Source organism: Streptomyces sp. NRRL S-340 (assembly GCF_000720185.1).
Lineage (GTDB): Bacteria > Actinomycetota > Actinomycetes > Streptomycetales > Streptomycetaceae > Streptomyces.
In genome coordinates this window covers 34,157-50,349 of the sequence record NZ_JOIY01000069.1, presented here as the reverse complement: position 1 = coordinate 50,349, position 16,193 = coordinate 34,157, and the positions used below count along the sequence as shown (strand labels likewise).

Genomic DNA, 16,193 nt, shown 5'->3' with positions numbered 1-16,193 from the left:
GCGCGAACATCGGCGTCATCTCGTCCAGGCTCTGCAGCTTCGCCATCTTCGGTACTCCCTCTCGCTTCTTTCCGGGACTTCTCCATCGTCCCGGCGCGAGCGGGCCCTGAAGTCAGCCGCTGCTCCTGTTCCGGCGGGCGACTCCGGTCGGAGTACGTGACGGCGTGTCAGACCTGGGGATGACACCGGGTCCCTGTCCTGCCGGCCGGGCCGCCGTGTCACCGCATCACACGAGGCGGAGCGGAACCGCCTGCCACGGCGGCCGTCGCAAACGGACCAGAACCGCCCGCCACGGCCGCCGCCGGGTCACTCCCCCGTGAGGCGGATGGCCTGGGCCGGGCAGGCCGACCGGGCCTCCTCCAGGGCGCGCTCGTCCAGTCCCTCGCCGGATCCGGCGCCGGCCCGGACCCGGCTCAGGCCCTCCTCGTCCTGTTCGAAGACCTCCGGTGCGTTCCAGGCGCAGAGCCCCGCGCCGATGCACACCTCGCGATCGACCTCGATCATCGCCATCTCCGTCGTCCCTCCTCGCCGTCGCCCTGTGCCGGATCCGTCACCATTCGACCGGGAACTCGATCAGGCCCTGGATGGTGTCCCCCGGTTTGATCGGCAGCTCGTCCACGGTGACGGACGAGCGCAGCCGGGGCAGCCGCCGGAACAGGGTGCCGAGTGCCACCTCGAGTTCCAGCCGCGCCAGGTTCTGGCCCAGGCACTGGTGGACCCCGAATCCGAACGCCAGGTGGTGCTGCCCGGCGCGGTCCAGGCGCAGCTCGTCCGGCTCGGGGAAGTGGTCCGCGTCCCGGTTGATCATCGAGGTGTTGAAGACCACGCCCTCGCCCGCCCGGATCACCTGGGTGCCGCAGGGGATGTCCTCGGTGGCCACCCGCAACAGCTCGTCCACGACCGACAGATGCCGCATCAGCTCGTCGACCGTCTGCGGCAGCAGCCCCGGATCGGCGCGCAGTGCGGCCGTCCGGTCCGGACGCTCCAGGAGCAGCAGCGTCCCGAGCGAGATCATGTTGGTGGTGGTCTCGTGCCCGGCCACCAGCAGGTTGAACGCCAGCCTGGCGATCTCCTCGTGGTCCGTCTGGCCGGTGAGCAGCCGGTCCCGTACGAGTTCGTCCAGCAGCCCGGACTGCGGGCCGTCCTCCTGCCCCTGCCGCCGGCGCCGCTCCTTGTCGATGAGGAGCCCCTCCAGGTAGCCCAGCATCTTGCCCCGCGCGGCCGCGGACTCCTCCGGCCCGGACCCGCGCATGACCAGCCGCGACAGTTCCTCGAAGGACGTGTGGTCCTCGTACGGCACCCCGAGCAGCAGGCTGATCGCCATCGACGGCACGGGCAGCGCGAACGCCGAGACCAGTTCGGCGGGCGGCCCCTGCTCGACCATCGTGTCCAGCAGCTCGTCGACGATCTGCTGGATCCGGGGCCGCAGCGCCCTGATGCGCGGCACGCCGAATCCGGGGATCAGCATCCGGCGCTGCCGGCCGTGCTCCGGTTCGTCCGCGTTGAACAGCAAGGGGGGCAGGTGGCGCAGCGCCGTCAGCACATGGCTGGTCATGGGGAAGCCGGGCTTGCGCCGGTCGGCCGACAGCCGCGGGTCGCCGAGCAGCCTGCGGGCCTCGGCGTGGCCGGTCACCGCCCAGGCGGTGCTGCCGTCGTAGAGGGTAACGCGGGTCAGCGGGCCCTCCTGCCGCAGCGACCGGTAGCCGGCGGGCGGTTCGTACGGGCAGGAGCGGTCCTGCGGGAAGGTGATGGGACGGGTCACCGGGCCTCCTCGGGTGTGATGGCGGGTTCTTCGCCGCGGCCTGCTGCCCCGGCTCCTGCGGCGGTCATGGAAGGGGAGAGGGCTCACCGGTGGACGTCGAGGACGGCGGAGCCGAGCGCCGGATCCGTATCTGCTCGGGCCTTTTCGAATGACACGTCACTCAAGGAGTCCTCGACGTGTCCTCATGTATTCGAATGGCGGCGGCCGAGGAATGAAAGAAATAGAGCTGCGCGCATTCCATGGCCAGGCCCCCCAGGATGCCCGGTGACGGTAGCGGCGCACTGGAGGCGAAATAGAGGCGCGGTAGAGAAGTACCGGACGGTAAATGGGCAGTTGACACCGCGACAGACCCGGTGGCACGGTAATGCGCAGCGGGGCGGCGAGCCAGATTTCTTCGAATTCCTCTCATAAGCGCCCCGGCCCTTCGGTCATTTCCCGGCCGCGCGCACCGCCTGCCCGGCCACCGCCCTTTCTCCCGCGGCTTCCTGCCGCGGTTCCCGCCTGCCAAGGAGGCCCCATGGACGCTCCGGTGATCATCGTCGGCGCGGGCCCCGCGGGGCTCGTGCTGGCCGCGGAACTGCGCCTCGGCGGCGTCGAGGCCCTCGTCCTGGACCGGCTGGAGCGGCCGTCGCAGGAGTCGCGGAGCCTCGGCTTCACCGCCCGCGCGGTGGAACTGTTCGACCAGCGCGGGCTGCTGCCCCGCTTCGGCGACCTGGGGATCAGCGCCTCGGGGCACTTCGGCGGGCTGCCGCTGGACTACAGCGTCCTGATGGACGCCCACTTCGGGGCGCGGAGCATCCCGCAGGCCACCACCGAGCGGGTGCTCGGGGAGTGGGCGGCGGAGCTGGGCGCCGACGTCCGGCGCGGTTGGACCGTGGTCGGCCTGCACGACGACGGCGACAGCGTGCGGGTCGAGGCCGAGACGCCCGGCGGGCCGCGCCTGCTGCGCTGCCGCTACCTGATCGGCTGCGACGGCGGCCACAGCTTCGTGCGCGCTGCCGCCGGGTTCGAGTTCCCCGGGACCCCGTCGACCCGCGAGATGTTCGTCGCCGACATCGGCGGGTGCGCGCTCAGGCCGCGTCCGATCGGTGAACGGCTGCCGGCCGGCATGGTGATGGCCACCCCGCTCGGCGACGGCGTCGACCGCATCATCGTCGTCGAGCACGGCGTCCCGCCCCGGCGGCGCACCCGGCCCCCGGAGTTCGCCGAGGTGGCGGACGCCTGGGAGCGGCTGACGGGCGAGGACATGCGCGGCGGCACCGCGCACTGGATCAGCTCCTTCGGCGATGCCACGCGCCAGGTCACCGAGTACCGGCGGGGTTCGGTGCTGCTGGCCGGCGACGCCGCCCACACCCATCTCCCGGTGGGCGGGCAGGGTCTGAGCGTCGGTGTGCAGGACGCCGTCAACCTCGGCTGGAAGCTCGCCGCGGTGGTGCGCGGGTCGGCCCCGCCGGCGCTGCTCGACTCCTACCACGCCGAACGCCATCCCGTCGGCGCCCGGCTGCTGGTCAACACGCTGGCCCAGGGCGTGCTCTTCCTGTCCGGATCGGAGGTCGAACCGCTGCGCGCGGTGGTCGCGGACCTGATGGAGCTGGACGAGGTCCGCCGCCATCTGGCGGGAATGGTCAGCGGTCTCGACATCCGCTACGACGTCGGCCCCGGCACCCATCCGCTGCTCGGCGCCCGCGTCCCCAAGCGGGAGCTGCGCGGGCCGGACGGGCCGACGACCACGATCGCGGGCCTGAGCACCGGGCGCGGCGTACTGCTGGACCTGGCGGACGACCCGGAGCTGCGCCGGGCCGCCGAGCCCTGGGCCGACCGGGTCGACGTGGTGACGGCGGCCCCGCACCGCCTCCCGCCGGGGTGCCTGCTCGCCGGGACGTCCGCCGTGCTGCTGCGCCCCGACGGCCATGTCGCCTGGGCGGACCCCGGTTGCGGGCCGCTGCCCGACGCGCTGGACCGCTGGTTCGGGACGCGTCGTGTGGCGGCCTCCCGTCAGTAATCGCCTTCGAATGAGGAGAGATCGATGCACAGCACCTTGATCGTTGCCCGGATGGACCCGGCGTCGCAGGCCGAGGTCTCCCGCATCTTCGGGGAGTTCGACAACACCGAGATGCCGGGGCTGATGGGCACCCGCCGCCGTCAGCTGTTCAGCTACCGCGGCCTCTACTTCCACCTCCAGGACTTCGACTCCGACGGCGGCGGCGCGGCCATCGAGGAGGCCAAGAACCACCCGCTGTTCGTGAACGTCAGCGCCGACCTGAAGCCGTTCATCGAGGCCTACGACCCGGCCACCTGGCGCTCGCCCGCCGACGCGATGGCACAGCGCTTCTACCACTGGGACGCCCGGTGAGCGAGCTGCTGAGCGACGGCCGCTCCGCGAGCCGCGGGATCGGTCTCCCCGGTGCGGTCGCGGTCCGCTCCCGTGCGGCGAGGACCGGCGGCGGCCCGGCGCCCGAGGGCCTTGGGCCGTACCCGGCGGGCGCCGCCCTGGGGCACGGGGACCACACCGAAGGCCGGTGCTGACGTGGACGACCGGGTCATCGTCGTCGGTGCCGGGCCCGTCGGGCTGGCGCTCGCCGGCGAACTGCGCGTGGGCGGGGCCGAGGTGACGGTCCTGGAGCGGCTGGCGGCGCCTGCGACGGAGTCCAGGGCCACCACGCTGGACGCCCGCACCATGGAACTCCTGGACGAGCGCGGCCTGCTGGCGCGGCTCGGCACCGTGCCCCGTGAACCCCGGGGGCACTTCGGCGGTCTGCCCCTCGGCCTGGACGGCCAGCCCTCCCCGTTCGCGGGCCAGTGGAAGGTGCCGCAGGCACGGGTCGAGGCACTGCTCGGCGACCGGGCGCGCCGGCTCGGCGCGGACATCAGGCGCGAACACGAGGTCCGCGCGCTGCGTCCGGCCGCGGACGGCGTGAGCATCGACGCCGTCACCGGCGGGTCCGGGCGGCGCGTGCGGCTGACCGCCGGGTACGTGGTGGGCTGCGACGGCGAGGAGAGCACGGTCGCGGCCCTGGCGGGCTTCGATCTCCCCGGCCGGGACGCCCGCCGTGAGCTGCTGCGCTGCGACGTCCGCGGGGTGGACATCCCCGACCGCCGCTTCCAGCGGCTGCCCCGCGGCTTCGCGGTCGCCGCGACGCGGGAGGGACTGACCCGGGTCATGGTGCACGAGTACGGGCGCACGCCCGCGGTGCGTACCGCCGCGCCCGGCTTCGACGAGGTCGTCGCGGCGTGGGCGCGGGTGACCGGGGAGGACATCAGCGGCGGCACCCCGGTGTGGGTGAACGCCTTCGGCGATGTCAGCCGCCAGGCCGCGCACTACCGCCGGGGGCGGGTGCTGCTGGCCGGGGACGCCGCCCACCGCCACCTGCCGGTCGGCGGCCAGGCCATCAACCTCGGGCTGCAGGACGCCTTCGACCTGGGCTGGAAGCTCGCCGCCGAGGTCGCGGGCACCGCGCCGGCCGGGCTGCTGGACTCGTACCACGACGAGCGGCACCGGGCCGGCCGCCGTGCCATGGCGGTCATCGACGCCCAGGCCCTCATCATGCTCGGCGGCCCGGAGATCGAGCCGGTGCGCTCCTTGTTCGGCGAACTCCTCGGCCACCGGGCGGTGCGCGACCTGCTGGCCGCCCGGCTCGGCGGCCTGGACGCTGGCGCCGGGCACCCGGCCGGACGGGCCGGGACACCGGAGCGCAGGCAGGAGGTCCCCTCGTGATCTCCCGTCGGGCGCTGCTCGGGACCGCCGCGGCCGTCCCCGCCACCCGCGTCCTGGGTCTGGGCGCCGCTCCGTGGAGCCGGCTGGGCAGGCACCTCACCGGTGACCTGGTGCTCCCTTCCGACGCCCGGTACGCGACCGCCAGGCAGCTGGACCTGATGCAGTTCGACACCATCGCCCCGCAGGCCGTCGCGTACTGCGCGGATGCGCGGGACGCGGCACTGTGCCTCGCCTTCGCACAGCAGAACGGACTGGCTCCGGCGGTGCGCAGCGGCGGCCACAGCGCTGCGGGGTACTCCACCGGCACCGGCCTGGTGGTGGACGTGTCGCGGCTGGACTCGGTGCGCGTCGGCGGTGGTTCGGTGACGCTGGGTCCGGGCGCGCAGAACGTCGACGTGCTGAACACGCTGGCCGGCTCGGGGCTGGCCCTCACCGGCGGCGCGTGCCCGACCGTCGCCGCCGGCGGGTTCGTCCAGGGCGGCGGGCTGGGGTTCCTCACCAGGACGCTCGGCATGACCTGCGACGCCCTGACCTCGGCGACGGTGGTGCTGGCGAGCGGCCAGGTCGTCACGGCCTCCGCACGGGAGCACCCGGACCTGTTCTGGGCGCTGCGCGGGGGCGGAGGCGGCAACTTCGGCATCGTCACGTCCTACACGCTGACGCCGTCCGTCCTGTCGCAGGTGGCCACGGCGCGCCTCGGCTACACCTACGACCAGGCGCTCGACATGCTCGACGGCTACTCCCGGTGGCTGGCCGAGTGCCCCCGTACGATCGGCTCGGCGGCGGTGGTCACCCTCGCCGACGCCGCCCCGGGCAACGTCCCGGTCCCGTCGGTCATCGTGGTCTCCACCGGGAGCCCGGCCGAACTCGACGCGGAGCTGGCCCGGCTGGACTCCCTGACCGGCACGCCGGCCGCGCGGCAGACGTCGGTGCTGTCCTACCGCGACCTGATGACGGGGATCTTCGGATGCGCGGGGCGGACCACCGAGGAGTGCCACCGGTCGGACGTCTTCCCGCGCGGGCAGCTTCCCCGGACCGCGTTCGCGCTGGAGCGCAGCCGCCTGATCCGCGACGACGTGCCGCGCGAGGGCTGGGCCCGCGTCCTGGCGCTCTTCGACGACCAGCGGGTGTCCGGCGGCCAGACGCACGGCCTCCAGGTGCTGCCGATCGACGGCGCCGTCCGGGACCTGGACCGCACCGCGACGGCCTTCGTGCACCGCGACAGCCGCTTCTCCGTCAACTTCCAGGGCTTCATGGCGCAGGGGCCGGTCACCGACGAGCTGCGGGCCGCCGCGAAGGCCTGGGTCGGCGCGGGCTTCGCGGCCGTCGACCCGCTCTCGTCGGGCGAGGCCTACCAGAACTTCATCGACCCGGACCTGGCGGACTGGAAGACCTCCTATTACGCCGAGAACTATCCGCGACTGGTGAGGACCAAGAACAGCTACGACCCGAACGGCCTCTTCAGCTTCGCGCAGGGAATAGGCGCGGCCTGAAGGGCCGGCAGTGAATCAACACCGAGAGAAAGAGTCAGAAATGGCCAAGCTGGAGAACCTGGACCCGACCACGCCGCTGTTCGCGCAGTTCAAGGAGAAGACCGGGCCCATCGTCCTGGCCAACACCTTCATCGTCCCGAAGGACAGGTCCGAGTCCTTCCTGGCGCACTGGAAGAAGCAGGCCGAGTTCATGAAGGCGCAGCCGGGATTCGTCTCCCTGCAGATGCACCAGGGCACGGCGGGCAGCCGGCAGTTCATGAACGTCGCGATCTGGGAGTCGACCGAGGCCCTCGCCAAGGCGCTCGGCAACCCGCAGTTCCAGGCCATGTCCGCGCAGGTCCCCGACGACATCGTGTCGTACGCGCACATCTTCGAGAAGATCGCCGTCGAGGGCCTCTGCGAGGCCTGACCCGGGGATCTCGCAGCCCACGGATCCCAGCGGTTCCGGCACCTCCCGCGGAGGTGCCGTACTCGCTTTCCGGCCCCGGGTCCGCACCGTCCGACGCGGCGCCCACCCGGGCGGGAAATCATTCCCGGCCCAGAAGGGGAGAAAATTCACGACTCCCCGCCGCGGTCAGCAGCCGTACGCCGAAAGCCGGTCCGGCTCGCGAACTCACTCACTGAATGGGGACTTCACCATGGATGTCGGAATTCTCTTCGACCTCCGGAACCCGGAGGGCTGGAAGCGCCCCTGGGCCGACCACTACGCGCAGAGTCTGGAATTCTGTGAGGAGGCGGACCGGCGGGGCGTGGGCGGGCTGTGGTTCACCGAGCACCACCTCTTCGAGGACGGCTATCTGCCGCAGCCGCTGACCTTCGCCGCCGCCGCCGCGGCCCGCACCCGCCGGGCCCGGATCGGCACCTCGGTGGTGCTGCCCGCGCTGCGCAGGCCCGCCCAGCTCGCGGAGGAGGCCGCGATCGTCGACCTCGTGAGCGGCGGACGCCTCGAACTGGGCATGGGCGCCGGCTACCGGGTTCCCGAGTACGACCTGATGGGCGCGGACTTCACGCGGCGGTTCCGGCGGACCGAGGAGAACATCCGCGAGGTCCGCAGGCTCTGGGAGGAGGGCGGCATCACCCCGGGCCCGGTCCAGGAACCCGTTCCGCTGTGGGGCGGCTTCTACGGGCCCCGGGGCGCGCGGATGGCGGGCCGGCTCGGCATCGGGCTGCTGCACATCTCCCGCGAGCTGTTCCCGCACTACCGCGAGGGCCTGGTCGAGGGCGGCCACGACCCGGCGACCGCCCGGCTGTCCGGTCTGCTGCCGATCATCCTCGCCGACGACCCGGAGGAGGCGTGGGCACGTGTGGCGCCCTGTCTCGCCCACCAGATGAACAGCTACCGGCAGTCGTCGGTGGAGGGCACCGACAAGCCCCGGCCGCCGATCATCCACCCCGACGAGTTCCGCAACCGGACCTCCAACGCCCCGTGGGGCGCGTTGAAGATCCTCACCCCGGCGGAAGCCGCGGCCGAGATCAAGGAGACGGTCGAGGGGCTGCCGGTGGAGCACCTGATCTTCTGGGCGAGCATCGCCGGCATGCCGGACGACCTGACCGTCCGGAACATCGAGCTGATCAGCGAGGAGCTGCCGCCGCTGCTGGGCCGGTGACGGCCGCCCCGGCGCCTGCCGCCCGGCCGCGCGGTGACGACGATCGCCATGATCTCGTCCGGTGCGTGCCGGGCGTCGCCGGGGCACGCCGCGATCTCGTCCGGAGCGTCCGCCATGCCTTCCCGGGGCACACCCCCGACCCGTCCGGTGCGTGCCGGGCCCTCCCGGGGCACGCCGCGATCTCGTCCGGAGCCTCCCCATGCCTTCCCGGGGCACACCCCCGACCCGTCCGGGGTGTGCCAGGCCTCCCCGGGGCTCCCGTGGCGCCGGATCCTCCTGCGGCTCGCGGCCGGGCCACCCTGTCCGCGCGCCCGCCGCAGGTACCGCCCCCGGGTCCGCCGCATGCACCACCGTCCACCGCGCCCGCCGCACGCACCGCCTGCCCGGGCCCGCCGCCCGTACGGCGCCCGCCCGGGCTCACCGTTGTACGGCGCCCGCGCTCACCGCGCGGTGAGCGCGGGCGCCGTGCGCTGCTCGGCCTCGCGTTCGGCGGTGTACTGGTCGCGGTAGTAACCCTCCTGAGCGAGGAGTTCGGTGTGGCTGCCGCGCTGGACGACGTGCCCCGCGCGCAGCACCACGATCTCGTCGGCCGACTCCAGTCCGCGAAGGCGGTGGCTGACCAGGAGGAGGGACCGGCCGCCCGCCGCGGCCAGGGTGTCGCGGAGCAGGGCGTCGGCCGTCAGGGGATCGACGGACTCGGTGGGTTCGTCCAGGACGAGGACGCGGGGATCGGCGAGCAGGGCCGCGGCGAGCGCCAGCCGCTGGCGCTGCCCGCCCGACAACTCGGCCGCGTCGTCCCGTACTCCGGTGTCCAGGCCGCCCGGCAGGGCACGGATCCACGCGGCGGCACCGGCCTGTTCGAGGGCGGACCACAGTGCGGCGTCCTCGGCGTCCGGCCGGCCGGTCCTGAGCACGGAGCGGACCGTGCCGGCGAAGACGTAGTGCTCCTGGGTGAGCCCGCACACCAGACGGGGCCGCAGCTGCCGGCCGCCTGCCCGCTCCACCGGCACGCCGTTCAGCGTCACCTGTCCCGCCCCGGGGCGGACGAACCCCAGCGCGGCGGCCAGCACGGTGCTCTTGCCCGCGCCGCTCGGCCCGACCAGGGCGACCTTGCGGCCCGGGGCCAGGGACAGGCCGAATCCGCTCAGGGCCGCCCGGGAAGCTCCCGGGGGCACCACGGTGACATCGTCGAACTCCAGCGTGAGGGGGCCCGCGGGCACCGGAAGCGGGTGCGCGGGTTCGGGCACGGGCGGGCGGGCGCGCAGGACTTCCCGCAACCGCCGCAGCCCATGGCCGAGTTCGCCGAACCGCTCCGCGGCGGCCTGCACGGGAGCGCTCGTCTCCACGGCGGCGAGCGCGGTCAGGGTGAGGACGGCGACGGTGACCGGGCCGAGCCGCCCGGCGTCCTGGGCCCTCGCGGCGAGCACCGCCACCGCGCCGGTGGTCACGAGCCGGACCAGGAGCCCTGCGGCACCGGCGGTGGCCCCGCGCAGCGCCACGGAGCGTTCCAGCCGGGCGACGGTCCGCGCGGCGGCGCGCTCGCGCTCGGTGGCGGCGGCCGACGCCCCGCAGACCGCGAGGTCCTCGGCCCCCTCGATGATGTCCACGCTGCGCACCGCCAGCGTGCCGCGGGCCCGCACCAGGCGTACCCGCGCCCGGTCCAGGGCGGCGGCCGCCGCCACCGGCAGCAGCACCGAGCCGGCCAGCAGGCCGCAGCCCAGCGCGGCACCGGCCGCGGGCAGTTGCAGCCAGACCCAGGCGGTGACACCGGCGCCGACCGTGAGCGCCGCGAGGCCGGGCAGCACCACCCGGACCACCAGGTCCTGCACCGCCTCCATGTCCGCGAGCAGCCGGGTGAGCAGGTCGCCGCGGCGGAACGCGGGCCGCCCGGCGGGGGACAGCGGTTCCAGGGCGTCGAAGAACCGGCCGCGCACCCGCTCCATGATCCGCAGCGCCGCGTCATGTCCGGCCAGCCGCTCGCCGTAGCGCAGCGTGCCGCGGAGAATCGCCAGGGCGCGGACCGCCACCACCGCCACCGACAGGGCGGCGAGCGGGGGCTGCTCGGAGGCCCGGCAGATCAGCCAGGCGGCGGTGCCGGTCAGGGCCACCGCCGACGCCTCGCACAGCGCCGTGGCCAGGGCCGCGAGGACCAGGCGGGTCCGCAGCAGTGCGGGGGCTGAACGCCTCATCATGTCGGCTGTCCTTCCAGCAGGCGCGGCTGGACGTCGACCGAGCCGTCAGCGGCGTGGAAGACCGTGTCCGCGAGTTCCATGACCCGGGGGCGATGGGTGACCACCAGCACCGTGGTGCGCTCGTTCCCGGCGAGGGCACGCAGGGCGCCGAGCACCCGCTGCTCCGTCTCGCCGTCCAGCCGGGCGGTGGGTTCGTCGAGCAGCAGCAGCGCCGGCTTGCGCAGCAGGGCGCGGGCCAGCGCGATCCGCTGCCGTTCACCGGCGCTGAGCACCGCGCCGCCGTCGCCGAGCGGGGTCGCCGGGCCGTCGGGCAGTGCCGCCACGAAGTCGGCGGCACCGGCCGCGGCCAGCGCCTGCCACACCTCGTCGGGGCCGGCGTCGGGGCGGCCGAGGCGGACGTTGTCCGCGAGGGACATGGCGAACAGGTGCGGTCGCTGCGGCACCACCCCGAGCTGGGCGGTCCACGCGGCGCCGGGGACGTGCGGCAGCGGGTGGGACCCGACGCGGATCTCGCCGCCGAGCGGTGCGAGCTGGCCGGCGAGGGTGCGCAGCAGCGTGCTCTTGCCCGCGCCGCTGGGTCCGGTCAGCGCGTGGCAGCGGCCGGGTTCGAGCGTCAGCGACACCCCGGTCAGCGCGGCGGGGCCGCCCGGGAACCCGACCGTCAGCCGGTCCAGGACGACAGGCGCGCGGGCCGGGCTGGGCACGGGCACCGGGTGCGGCCCCGGCGCGGCCGGCCGCACCGGCTCAGGGGCGGCCGCCCTGATCCGGCGGGCCTGGTCGAGTACGGCCCGGCCCTCCTGGCTGGCGTGGAAGCGCAGCGCCAGGGAGCGCAGCGGGCGGTACGCCTCCGGGGTGAGCAGCAGGACGGCGAGGCCCGCGGTGAGCGACATGTCCCCGGCGAGCAGCCGGAAACCGACCGGCACCGCGATCAGGGCGACGGCCAGGGTGGTCATGGTCTCCAGGACGAAGGACGACAGGAACGCCTGCCGCAGGGTGGCCATCGTGACCACCCGCAGCTCGGTGCCGGCCGCGCGGATGCGCCGGGCCGCGTCGTCCTGCCGCCCGAACACCCGCAGGGTGGTGAGTCCGCCGACCGCCTGGCGGAAGCGCTCGCCCAGGCGCAGGAGCACGTTCCAGTGCCGTTCGGTACGCGCCTTGGTGTGCAGTCCGACGACGGCGAGCACCAGCGGGACGAAGGGGAGCGTGACCAGCACGGTGAGCCCGGAGGGCACGTCGAGGTACAGCAGCGTGCACACGACGGCGGGCGGCACCACGACGGCGTGCGGCAGCACGGCCACGGCGCCCGAGACGTAGCCCTCCAGCGCGTCCGCGCCGCGCGTCAGCACGGCCACCACGGCGGCGGGCCGCGGCCCCGCGCCCCGGATCCGGCCCCGGCCCGCGGCCTCGACCAGTTCCTCGCGCAACGCCTGCTGCACCCGCGTCGCCTCCCGCGCCGGGTACCAGCGCTCCCACCAGGCGAGCCCGCACCGGGCCGCGACGACCCCGGCGACCAGGGGCAGCGGCACCGTGGCGAAGGCCTCGCGGGAGCCGCCGCCGAAGAGGGCGGCGAGCACCCGGGCGAGGAGCAGCGCCTGGGCGACGAGCAGCGCGCCGCCGAGCGCCGCACCGGCCGTGCACACCAGGAGGAACACCTTCACGCGCGGGTGGATCCGCACCAGTTCGGGGTCGAGCGGTCCGTGCTTCATGCGTCCCCCGGGGGCGTCAGTGGAAGGCGGGGGCCGTGGACCGCTCCGCGGGTGCGCGCAGCAGCCACCACATCCGCAGTTGCACGGCGATCACCAGCACCAGGACCGGGCCCGCGGTCCAGGTGATCAGGGCCAGTGCGGTGCTGTCCGCGGCGAGGTCCTGGGCCGCGACGGCCCGTACTCCGGACCGCGCGGGGGTGGCCAGGTAGGGGTACTTGGCCGCGAACACGGCGACCGGCGCGAGCCCGACCGCGACGGTCGTGGCCGCGTACGCCCGCCAGGGCTGTCCGGCGGACAGCGCGCGGGCGGCCGGCAGCAGGGCGAGCACGGCGAGCGCGAGCAGCAGCAGCGCGAGGGCGGGCCGGCGCAGCGCGGCCCCGTCGGTGTGCCCGCCGGCCCAGGAGGCGAGGACGGTCAGGGCGACGAGCAGGCAGCCGGCGCCGCACAGCCGGCGGGCGAGGACGCCGGCGCGGGCGGCGACCGCCCCGGTGGTGCGGGCGGCGGTGAAGGCGCAGCCGTGCGCGCCGAGCAGCGCGACGGCACTCACCCCGCCCAGCAGGGCGTACGGGGTGAACGCCGCGCCGCTGCCCAGGACACGGCCGCCGCCGTCGAGGTCGAGCGACCCGGCGACGGCGACCAGGAACGCTCCCCAGCCGAACGCCGCCGCGGTGCCGGCCGCGCAGATCACGCCGTCCCACCGCCTGCGCACGGTGGCCCCGGGGTGCCGGCTGCGGAGCATGACGGCGCTGATCAGGACCAGTGCGCCGGCCATGGCGATCAGGGCGAACGGCGCGGCGCCGACCAGGAGCTGGGTCTCCAGGCCCGGCATGGTGCCGACCAGGACGCCGAGGGACACCAGCAGCCAGGACTCGTTGACGAGCAGGAACGGGCCGAGGCCGCCGAGCACCTGACGGCGTTCGCGGTCGTCACGAGCCGTGAACAGCAGGGTCGAGCCCACTCCGTAATTGGTTCCGGCGAGCGTGAGGTAGCCGGTGAACAAGGCGATGAACCCGATGGTCCACAAGGTCGGGTAACTCATGGCCGGTGTGCTCCTTTGCAGCGTGAGGTGCGGGGGCGGGACGGGACGGCGGGCGCCGTGACGGGCAGGCAGGCTCCGGGGCCGGTCCGGCGGACATCGCGGTCGCGGCCCGGCGCGGAGCGGCTGAGGCGCCGGGTACGCTCCTCCGCCGCGTCGTCGCCGGCCGCCCGCGCCCGCGTGGACGCCGCCACCGCCTCGCAGCCGCACGCACCGGCCCCCGCTCTCCGGTACGGCAAGGCGCGGGCCACGGGGGTGCGAGCCGATCCGCCGGACAGGCTCTAGAGCAGGACGCTGTCGCGCTCGTCGTCGAGTGCGCCGCCGGGGTCGGGGCGTTCACCGGAGCCGGACTCCTGCGCCCACAGATCGGCCTGCGCGGGGCCGCGCATCGCCGCTTTGCCGAGCAGCCACCAGTCGAGGATCAGCAGGGTCGTGACGATCGCCCCCAGCACCACCAGGGAGACGGTCAGTTGGGTGGTGGTGAGCGAGGGGGTCAAGGCGTGCCGGGTGGTGAGGATGTCGTCGATGACGAACGGCTGCCGGCCGATCTCGCGGACCAGCCAGCCGGCGATGTTCGCCACGAAGGGCATCACCATGGCGACCCGCAGCACCCGGTGCAGCGGCTTCGACGTGAGCATCCGGTCGCCGCGCAGTGCGATCAGGGTCCACACGGAGACGATCAGCAGGACGAACCCGACGGCCATCATCACGTAGGCGCTGTACTGCACCAGTGGCGCCGGCGGCAGCCCGGCGTCCCCGAAACGCTCCGTCAGCTCCCGCTGGAACGCGGTGATGCGCTCACTGTCGCCGTCCAGCAGCGCCTGCTTGATCGGCTGCTGCTCGCCGATCCGCTCGATCTGCACCGCGCCGCTGAGGCCGACCAGCAGGGCGCCCCAGAAGCCGGCGTGGGCGCCCATGCGCATCGAGTGCCGTACGAACGTGTCGTCGGCCCGGCCGCGCCTGCGCAGCAGCACCGAGACACCGAGCATGAAGAACCCGCCGACCGCGACGGCTCCGCCGATGACGTGCAGGATGGCGATCCAGGCGTTCGGGTTGGTGAACAGGGCGAGCGGGTCGGTCAGCTGGAGGGTGCCGTCGCGCATCTCGTACGCGACCGGGTTGTTCATGAACCCGTTGGCCAGCAGGGCCCAGACGACGGAGAGGTACGCGGCCGCGGCGACGATCCAGATGCAGGCCAGATGCGCCTTCGCGGGCAGCCGCTGCCAGCCGAAGATCCACAGCGCGAGGAAGGTCGACTCCACGAAGAACGCGACGACGGTCTCCACGGCGAGCGGGGCGCCGAACACTCCGGCGCCCATGTTCTCCAGGCCCGACCAGTTGGCGCTGAGCTGGTACTCCATGGCGATGCCCGCGCCGATGCCGACCGCGTAGTTGATGACGTAGAGGGTGCCCCAGTACTTCGTGGCCTGCCGCAGCGCCGGGTCGCCCGTGCGGACCCAGCGGGTGTGGCAGATCGCCACCATGACCACCAGTCCGAGGGTCAGTGCGACGAGCAGGTAGTGCACCCCCACGGTCAAGGCGAACTGGGTGCGTGCCAGTCCGACGGTTCCCATGTCCTAGTCACCCCAAAGAGATCGGTCCGGCCGCCGGCGGCGCGTCGGTGGCGTCAGTGCTCGATGTCCGAGCGGCGCCGGACAGTCGGTCATCGGCAGGGATACGGGAGACCGGCATGAGCATCCCTTCGCGGGCGTCGGCGGCTTCGGGCACGTCCGTCCCCCTGATTCCTCCGGCGCGCGCCGTCCGTCGGCCGGGCACGGGATCCGGTTCGCCACGGGCGGGCGGTTCCGTCCGGTCCTGCACGGTGCGGGCACGGAGCCGGTGACGGCCTGCTGTTCCGTTCCTGATGCCGTTCATCGAAGCAACCGGCGGTCGAGTTTCGCTTGAGTCCCGCCGGCCGCCCTTCCTCGCCCGCTCCGGCACGGGCCGCCCGGAGGGCGGGCAGCGGTCGCGGCGGGGATGCGAAGGCCGGTGCGCAAGTACGGAGTACAGGTGGCGCGGGGGGTACGGAGTGTCGGTGCGCAAGTGGCGCGGGGGTACGGAGTGTCGGTGCGGCTCGGGGGGTGGTTACGCTGCGGGGCATGGATCCGGCCCTGACCAGCGGTGTGACCGCCCCCCTCACCCTCCTCGACGCCGGGGAGCTGGCGTCCGACCCGGAGCTGGAGGCCGGGTTCGCCGCGGCGGCGCACGGCGTCCTCGCGGAGCTGGTCCGTGCGGGTGCCGCGCTGGGCTGGGTCGAACCGCCCTCGCCAGACGAGGTGGCGGAACTCGTCGGCCACGTCCGCTGCGAGGCGCGCTCCGGTGACGCGGCCCTGCGCGCCGCCTACCTCGGCCGGCGGCTCGCCGGGTTCGGGTACTGGGTCCGCTACGCCCGGCCGACGCACCGGCCGCACGCCGACCTGGAGAAGCTCGCGGTGGCCGCCGCCGCGCAGGGCCGAGGGGCCGGCCGGGCACTGACCGCCGCACTGATCTCCGACGCCCGGGAGGCGGGCGTCGAGGTCCTCACCCTGGACGCCCGCGGCGACAACACCCGTGCCCTGGGCCTGTACCGCTCCCTCGGCTTCACCGAGTACGGCCGGCTGCCCGCCTTCGTCGCCGTCGGCGAGGCCCGGTACGACAAGGTCTTCTGCATGCTGGACCTCCGCCGGGAGAGCTGACCCGCGG

General features: G+C 74.3%; 13 protein-coding genes. 7 read left to right on the top strand and 6 right to left on the bottom strand.

Features of this window, described 5'->3' with window-relative positions; all coding sequences use genetic code 11:
• Nucleotides 1-306: 306 nt before the first annotated feature.
• Nucleotides 307-510 carry a ferredoxin gene (locus tag IG64_RS35445; RefSeq protein ID WP_234438710.1) on the bottom strand — a complete coding sequence of 68 codons (204 nt, stop codon included), beginning with the start codon at nt 508-510 and terminating at the stop codon, nt 307-309.
• A gap of 40 nt (nt 511-550) precedes the next feature.
• Nucleotides 551-1,762: a cytochrome P450 gene (locus IG64_RS35440; RefSeq protein ID WP_037864174.1), complete on the bottom strand. Its 1,212-nt coding sequence runs from the start codon at nt 1,760-1,762 to the stop codon at nt 551-553.
• Nucleotides 1,763-2,279: 517 nt separating this feature from the next.
• Here IG64_RS35440 and IG64_RS35435 point away from each other — a divergent pair.
• The 6 genes from IG64_RS35435 to IG64_RS35410 all read left to right on the top strand — a co-directional run bounded on the left by IG64_RS35435 (nt 2,280) and on the right by IG64_RS35410 (nt 8,577).
• Entirely contained in the window at nt 2,280-3,764 is a 1,485-nt protein-coding gene (locus IG64_RS35435; RefSeq protein ID WP_037864173.1) for an FAD-dependent monooxygenase, read from the top strand.
• Between the two features lie 24 nt (nt 3,765-3,788).
• A complete protein-coding gene (locus tag IG64_RS35430; protein ID WP_037864172.1) occupies nt 3,789-4,115 on the top strand; it encodes a TcmI family type II polyketide cyclase in 327 nt (108 codons plus the stop codon).
• 174 nt (nt 4,116-4,289) lie between these two features.
• Entirely contained in the window at nt 4,290-5,477 is a 1,188-nt protein-coding gene (locus IG64_RS35425; protein WP_051813717.1) for an FAD-dependent monooxygenase, read from the top strand.
• Nucleotides 5,474-6,970 (top strand): FAD-binding oxidoreductase, encoded by a 1,497-nt coding sequence (locus tag IG64_RS35420; protein WP_037864170.1) that lies wholly within the window; start codon nt 5,474-5,476, stop codon nt 6,968-6,970. Before IG64_RS35425 ends, IG64_RS35420 begins: the two co-directional genes overlap by 4 nt.
• Before the next feature lie 40 nt (nt 6,971-7,010).
• Complete coding sequence (locus IG64_RS35415; RefSeq protein WP_037864168.1) at nt 7,011-7,379, top strand: antibiotic biosynthesis monooxygenase family protein; 369 nt, start codon at nt 7,011-7,013, stop codon at nt 7,377-7,379.
• Between the two features lie 229 nt (nt 7,380-7,608).
• Nucleotides 7,609-8,577: an LLM class flavin-dependent oxidoreductase gene (locus IG64_RS35410; RefSeq protein ID WP_037864165.1), complete on the top strand. Its 969-nt coding sequence runs from the start codon at nt 7,609-7,611 to the stop codon at nt 8,575-8,577.
• 440 nt (nt 8,578-9,017) lie between these two features.
• Here the strand turns inward: IG64_RS35410 and cydC are convergent, their stop codons facing one another.
• The 4 genes from cydC to IG64_RS35385 all read right to left on the bottom strand — a co-directional run bounded on the left by cydC (nt 9,018) and on the right by IG64_RS35385 (nt 15,085).
• The gene (gene cydC, locus IG64_RS35400) at nt 9,018-10,769 is read right to left on the bottom strand and encodes a thiol reductant ABC exporter subunit CydC (RefSeq protein WP_078884400.1); all 1,752 of its coding nucleotides are present in this window, start codon (nt 10,767-10,769) and stop codon (nt 9,018-9,020) included.
• Complete coding sequence (gene cydD / locus IG64_RS35395) at nt 10,766-12,475, bottom strand: thiol reductant ABC exporter subunit CydD (protein WP_051813714.1); 1,710 nt, start codon at nt 12,473-12,475, stop codon at nt 10,766-10,768. The genes cydC and cydD overlap by 4 nt, the downstream gene beginning before the upstream one ends.
• 16 nt (nt 12,476-12,491) lie before the next feature.
• On the bottom strand, nt 12,492-13,514 hold the full coding sequence (locus tag IG64_RS35390; protein ID WP_037864157.1) for a cytochrome d ubiquinol oxidase subunit II: 1,023 nt from the start codon (nt 13,512-13,514) through the stop codon (nt 12,492-12,494).
• A gap of 278 nt (nt 13,515-13,792) precedes the next feature.
• Nucleotides 13,793-15,085, bottom strand: coding sequence for a cytochrome ubiquinol oxidase subunit I (locus tag IG64_RS35385; RefSeq protein ID WP_037864153.1), 1,293 nt, complete (start codon nt 15,083-15,085; stop codon nt 13,793-13,795).
• Nucleotides 15,086-15,610: 525 nt separating this feature from the next.
• On the opposite strand from IG64_RS35385, the gene IG64_RS35380 reads away from it, so the two are divergent.
• Nucleotides 15,611-16,186 (top strand): GNAT family N-acetyltransferase, encoded by a 576-nt coding sequence (locus IG64_RS35380; protein ID WP_037864152.1) that lies wholly within the window; start codon nt 15,611-15,613, stop codon nt 16,184-16,186.
• Nucleotides 16,187-16,193 lie beyond the last annotated feature (7 nt).

Bases quoted from the DNA above. Each gene is read 5' to 3' on its own strand.
- IG64_RS35445 (WP_234438710.1), bottom strand. From the start codon at position 510: ATGGCGATGATCGAGGTCGATCGCGAGGTGTGCATCGGCGCGGGGCTC.
- IG64_RS35435 (WP_037864173.1), top strand. From the start codon at position 2,280: ATGGACGCTCCGGTGATCATCGTCGGCGCGGGCCCCGCGGGGCTCGTG.
- IG64_RS35430 (WP_037864172.1), top strand. From the start codon at position 3,789: ATGCACAGCACCTTGATCGTTGCCCGGATGGACCCGGCGTCGCAGGCC.
- IG64_RS35415 (WP_037864168.1), top strand. From the start codon at position 7,011: ATGGCCAAGCTGGAGAACCTGGACCCGACCACGCCGCTGTTCGCGCAG.
- IG64_RS35410 (WP_037864165.1), top strand. From the start codon at position 7,609: ATGGATGTCGGAATTCTCTTCGACCTCCGGAACCCGGAGGGCTGGAAG.
- cydC (WP_078884400.1), bottom strand. From the start codon at position 10,769: ATGATGAGGCGTTCAGCCCCCGCACTGCTGCGGACCCGCCTGGTCCTC.
- cydD (WP_051813714.1), bottom strand. From the start codon at position 12,475: ATGAAGCACGGACCGCTCGACCCCGAACTGGTGCGGATCCACCCGCGC.
- IG64_RS35390 (WP_037864157.1), bottom strand. From the start codon at position 13,514: ATGAGTTACCCGACCTTGTGGACCATCGGGTTCATCGCCTTGTTCACC.
- IG64_RS35385 (WP_037864153.1), bottom strand. From the start codon at position 15,085: ATGGGAACCGTCGGACTGGCACGCACCCAGTTCGCCTTGACCGTGGGG.
- IG64_RS35380 (WP_037864152.1), top strand. From the start codon at position 15,611: ATGGATCCGGCCCTGACCAGCGGTGTGACCGCCCCCCTCACCCTCCTC.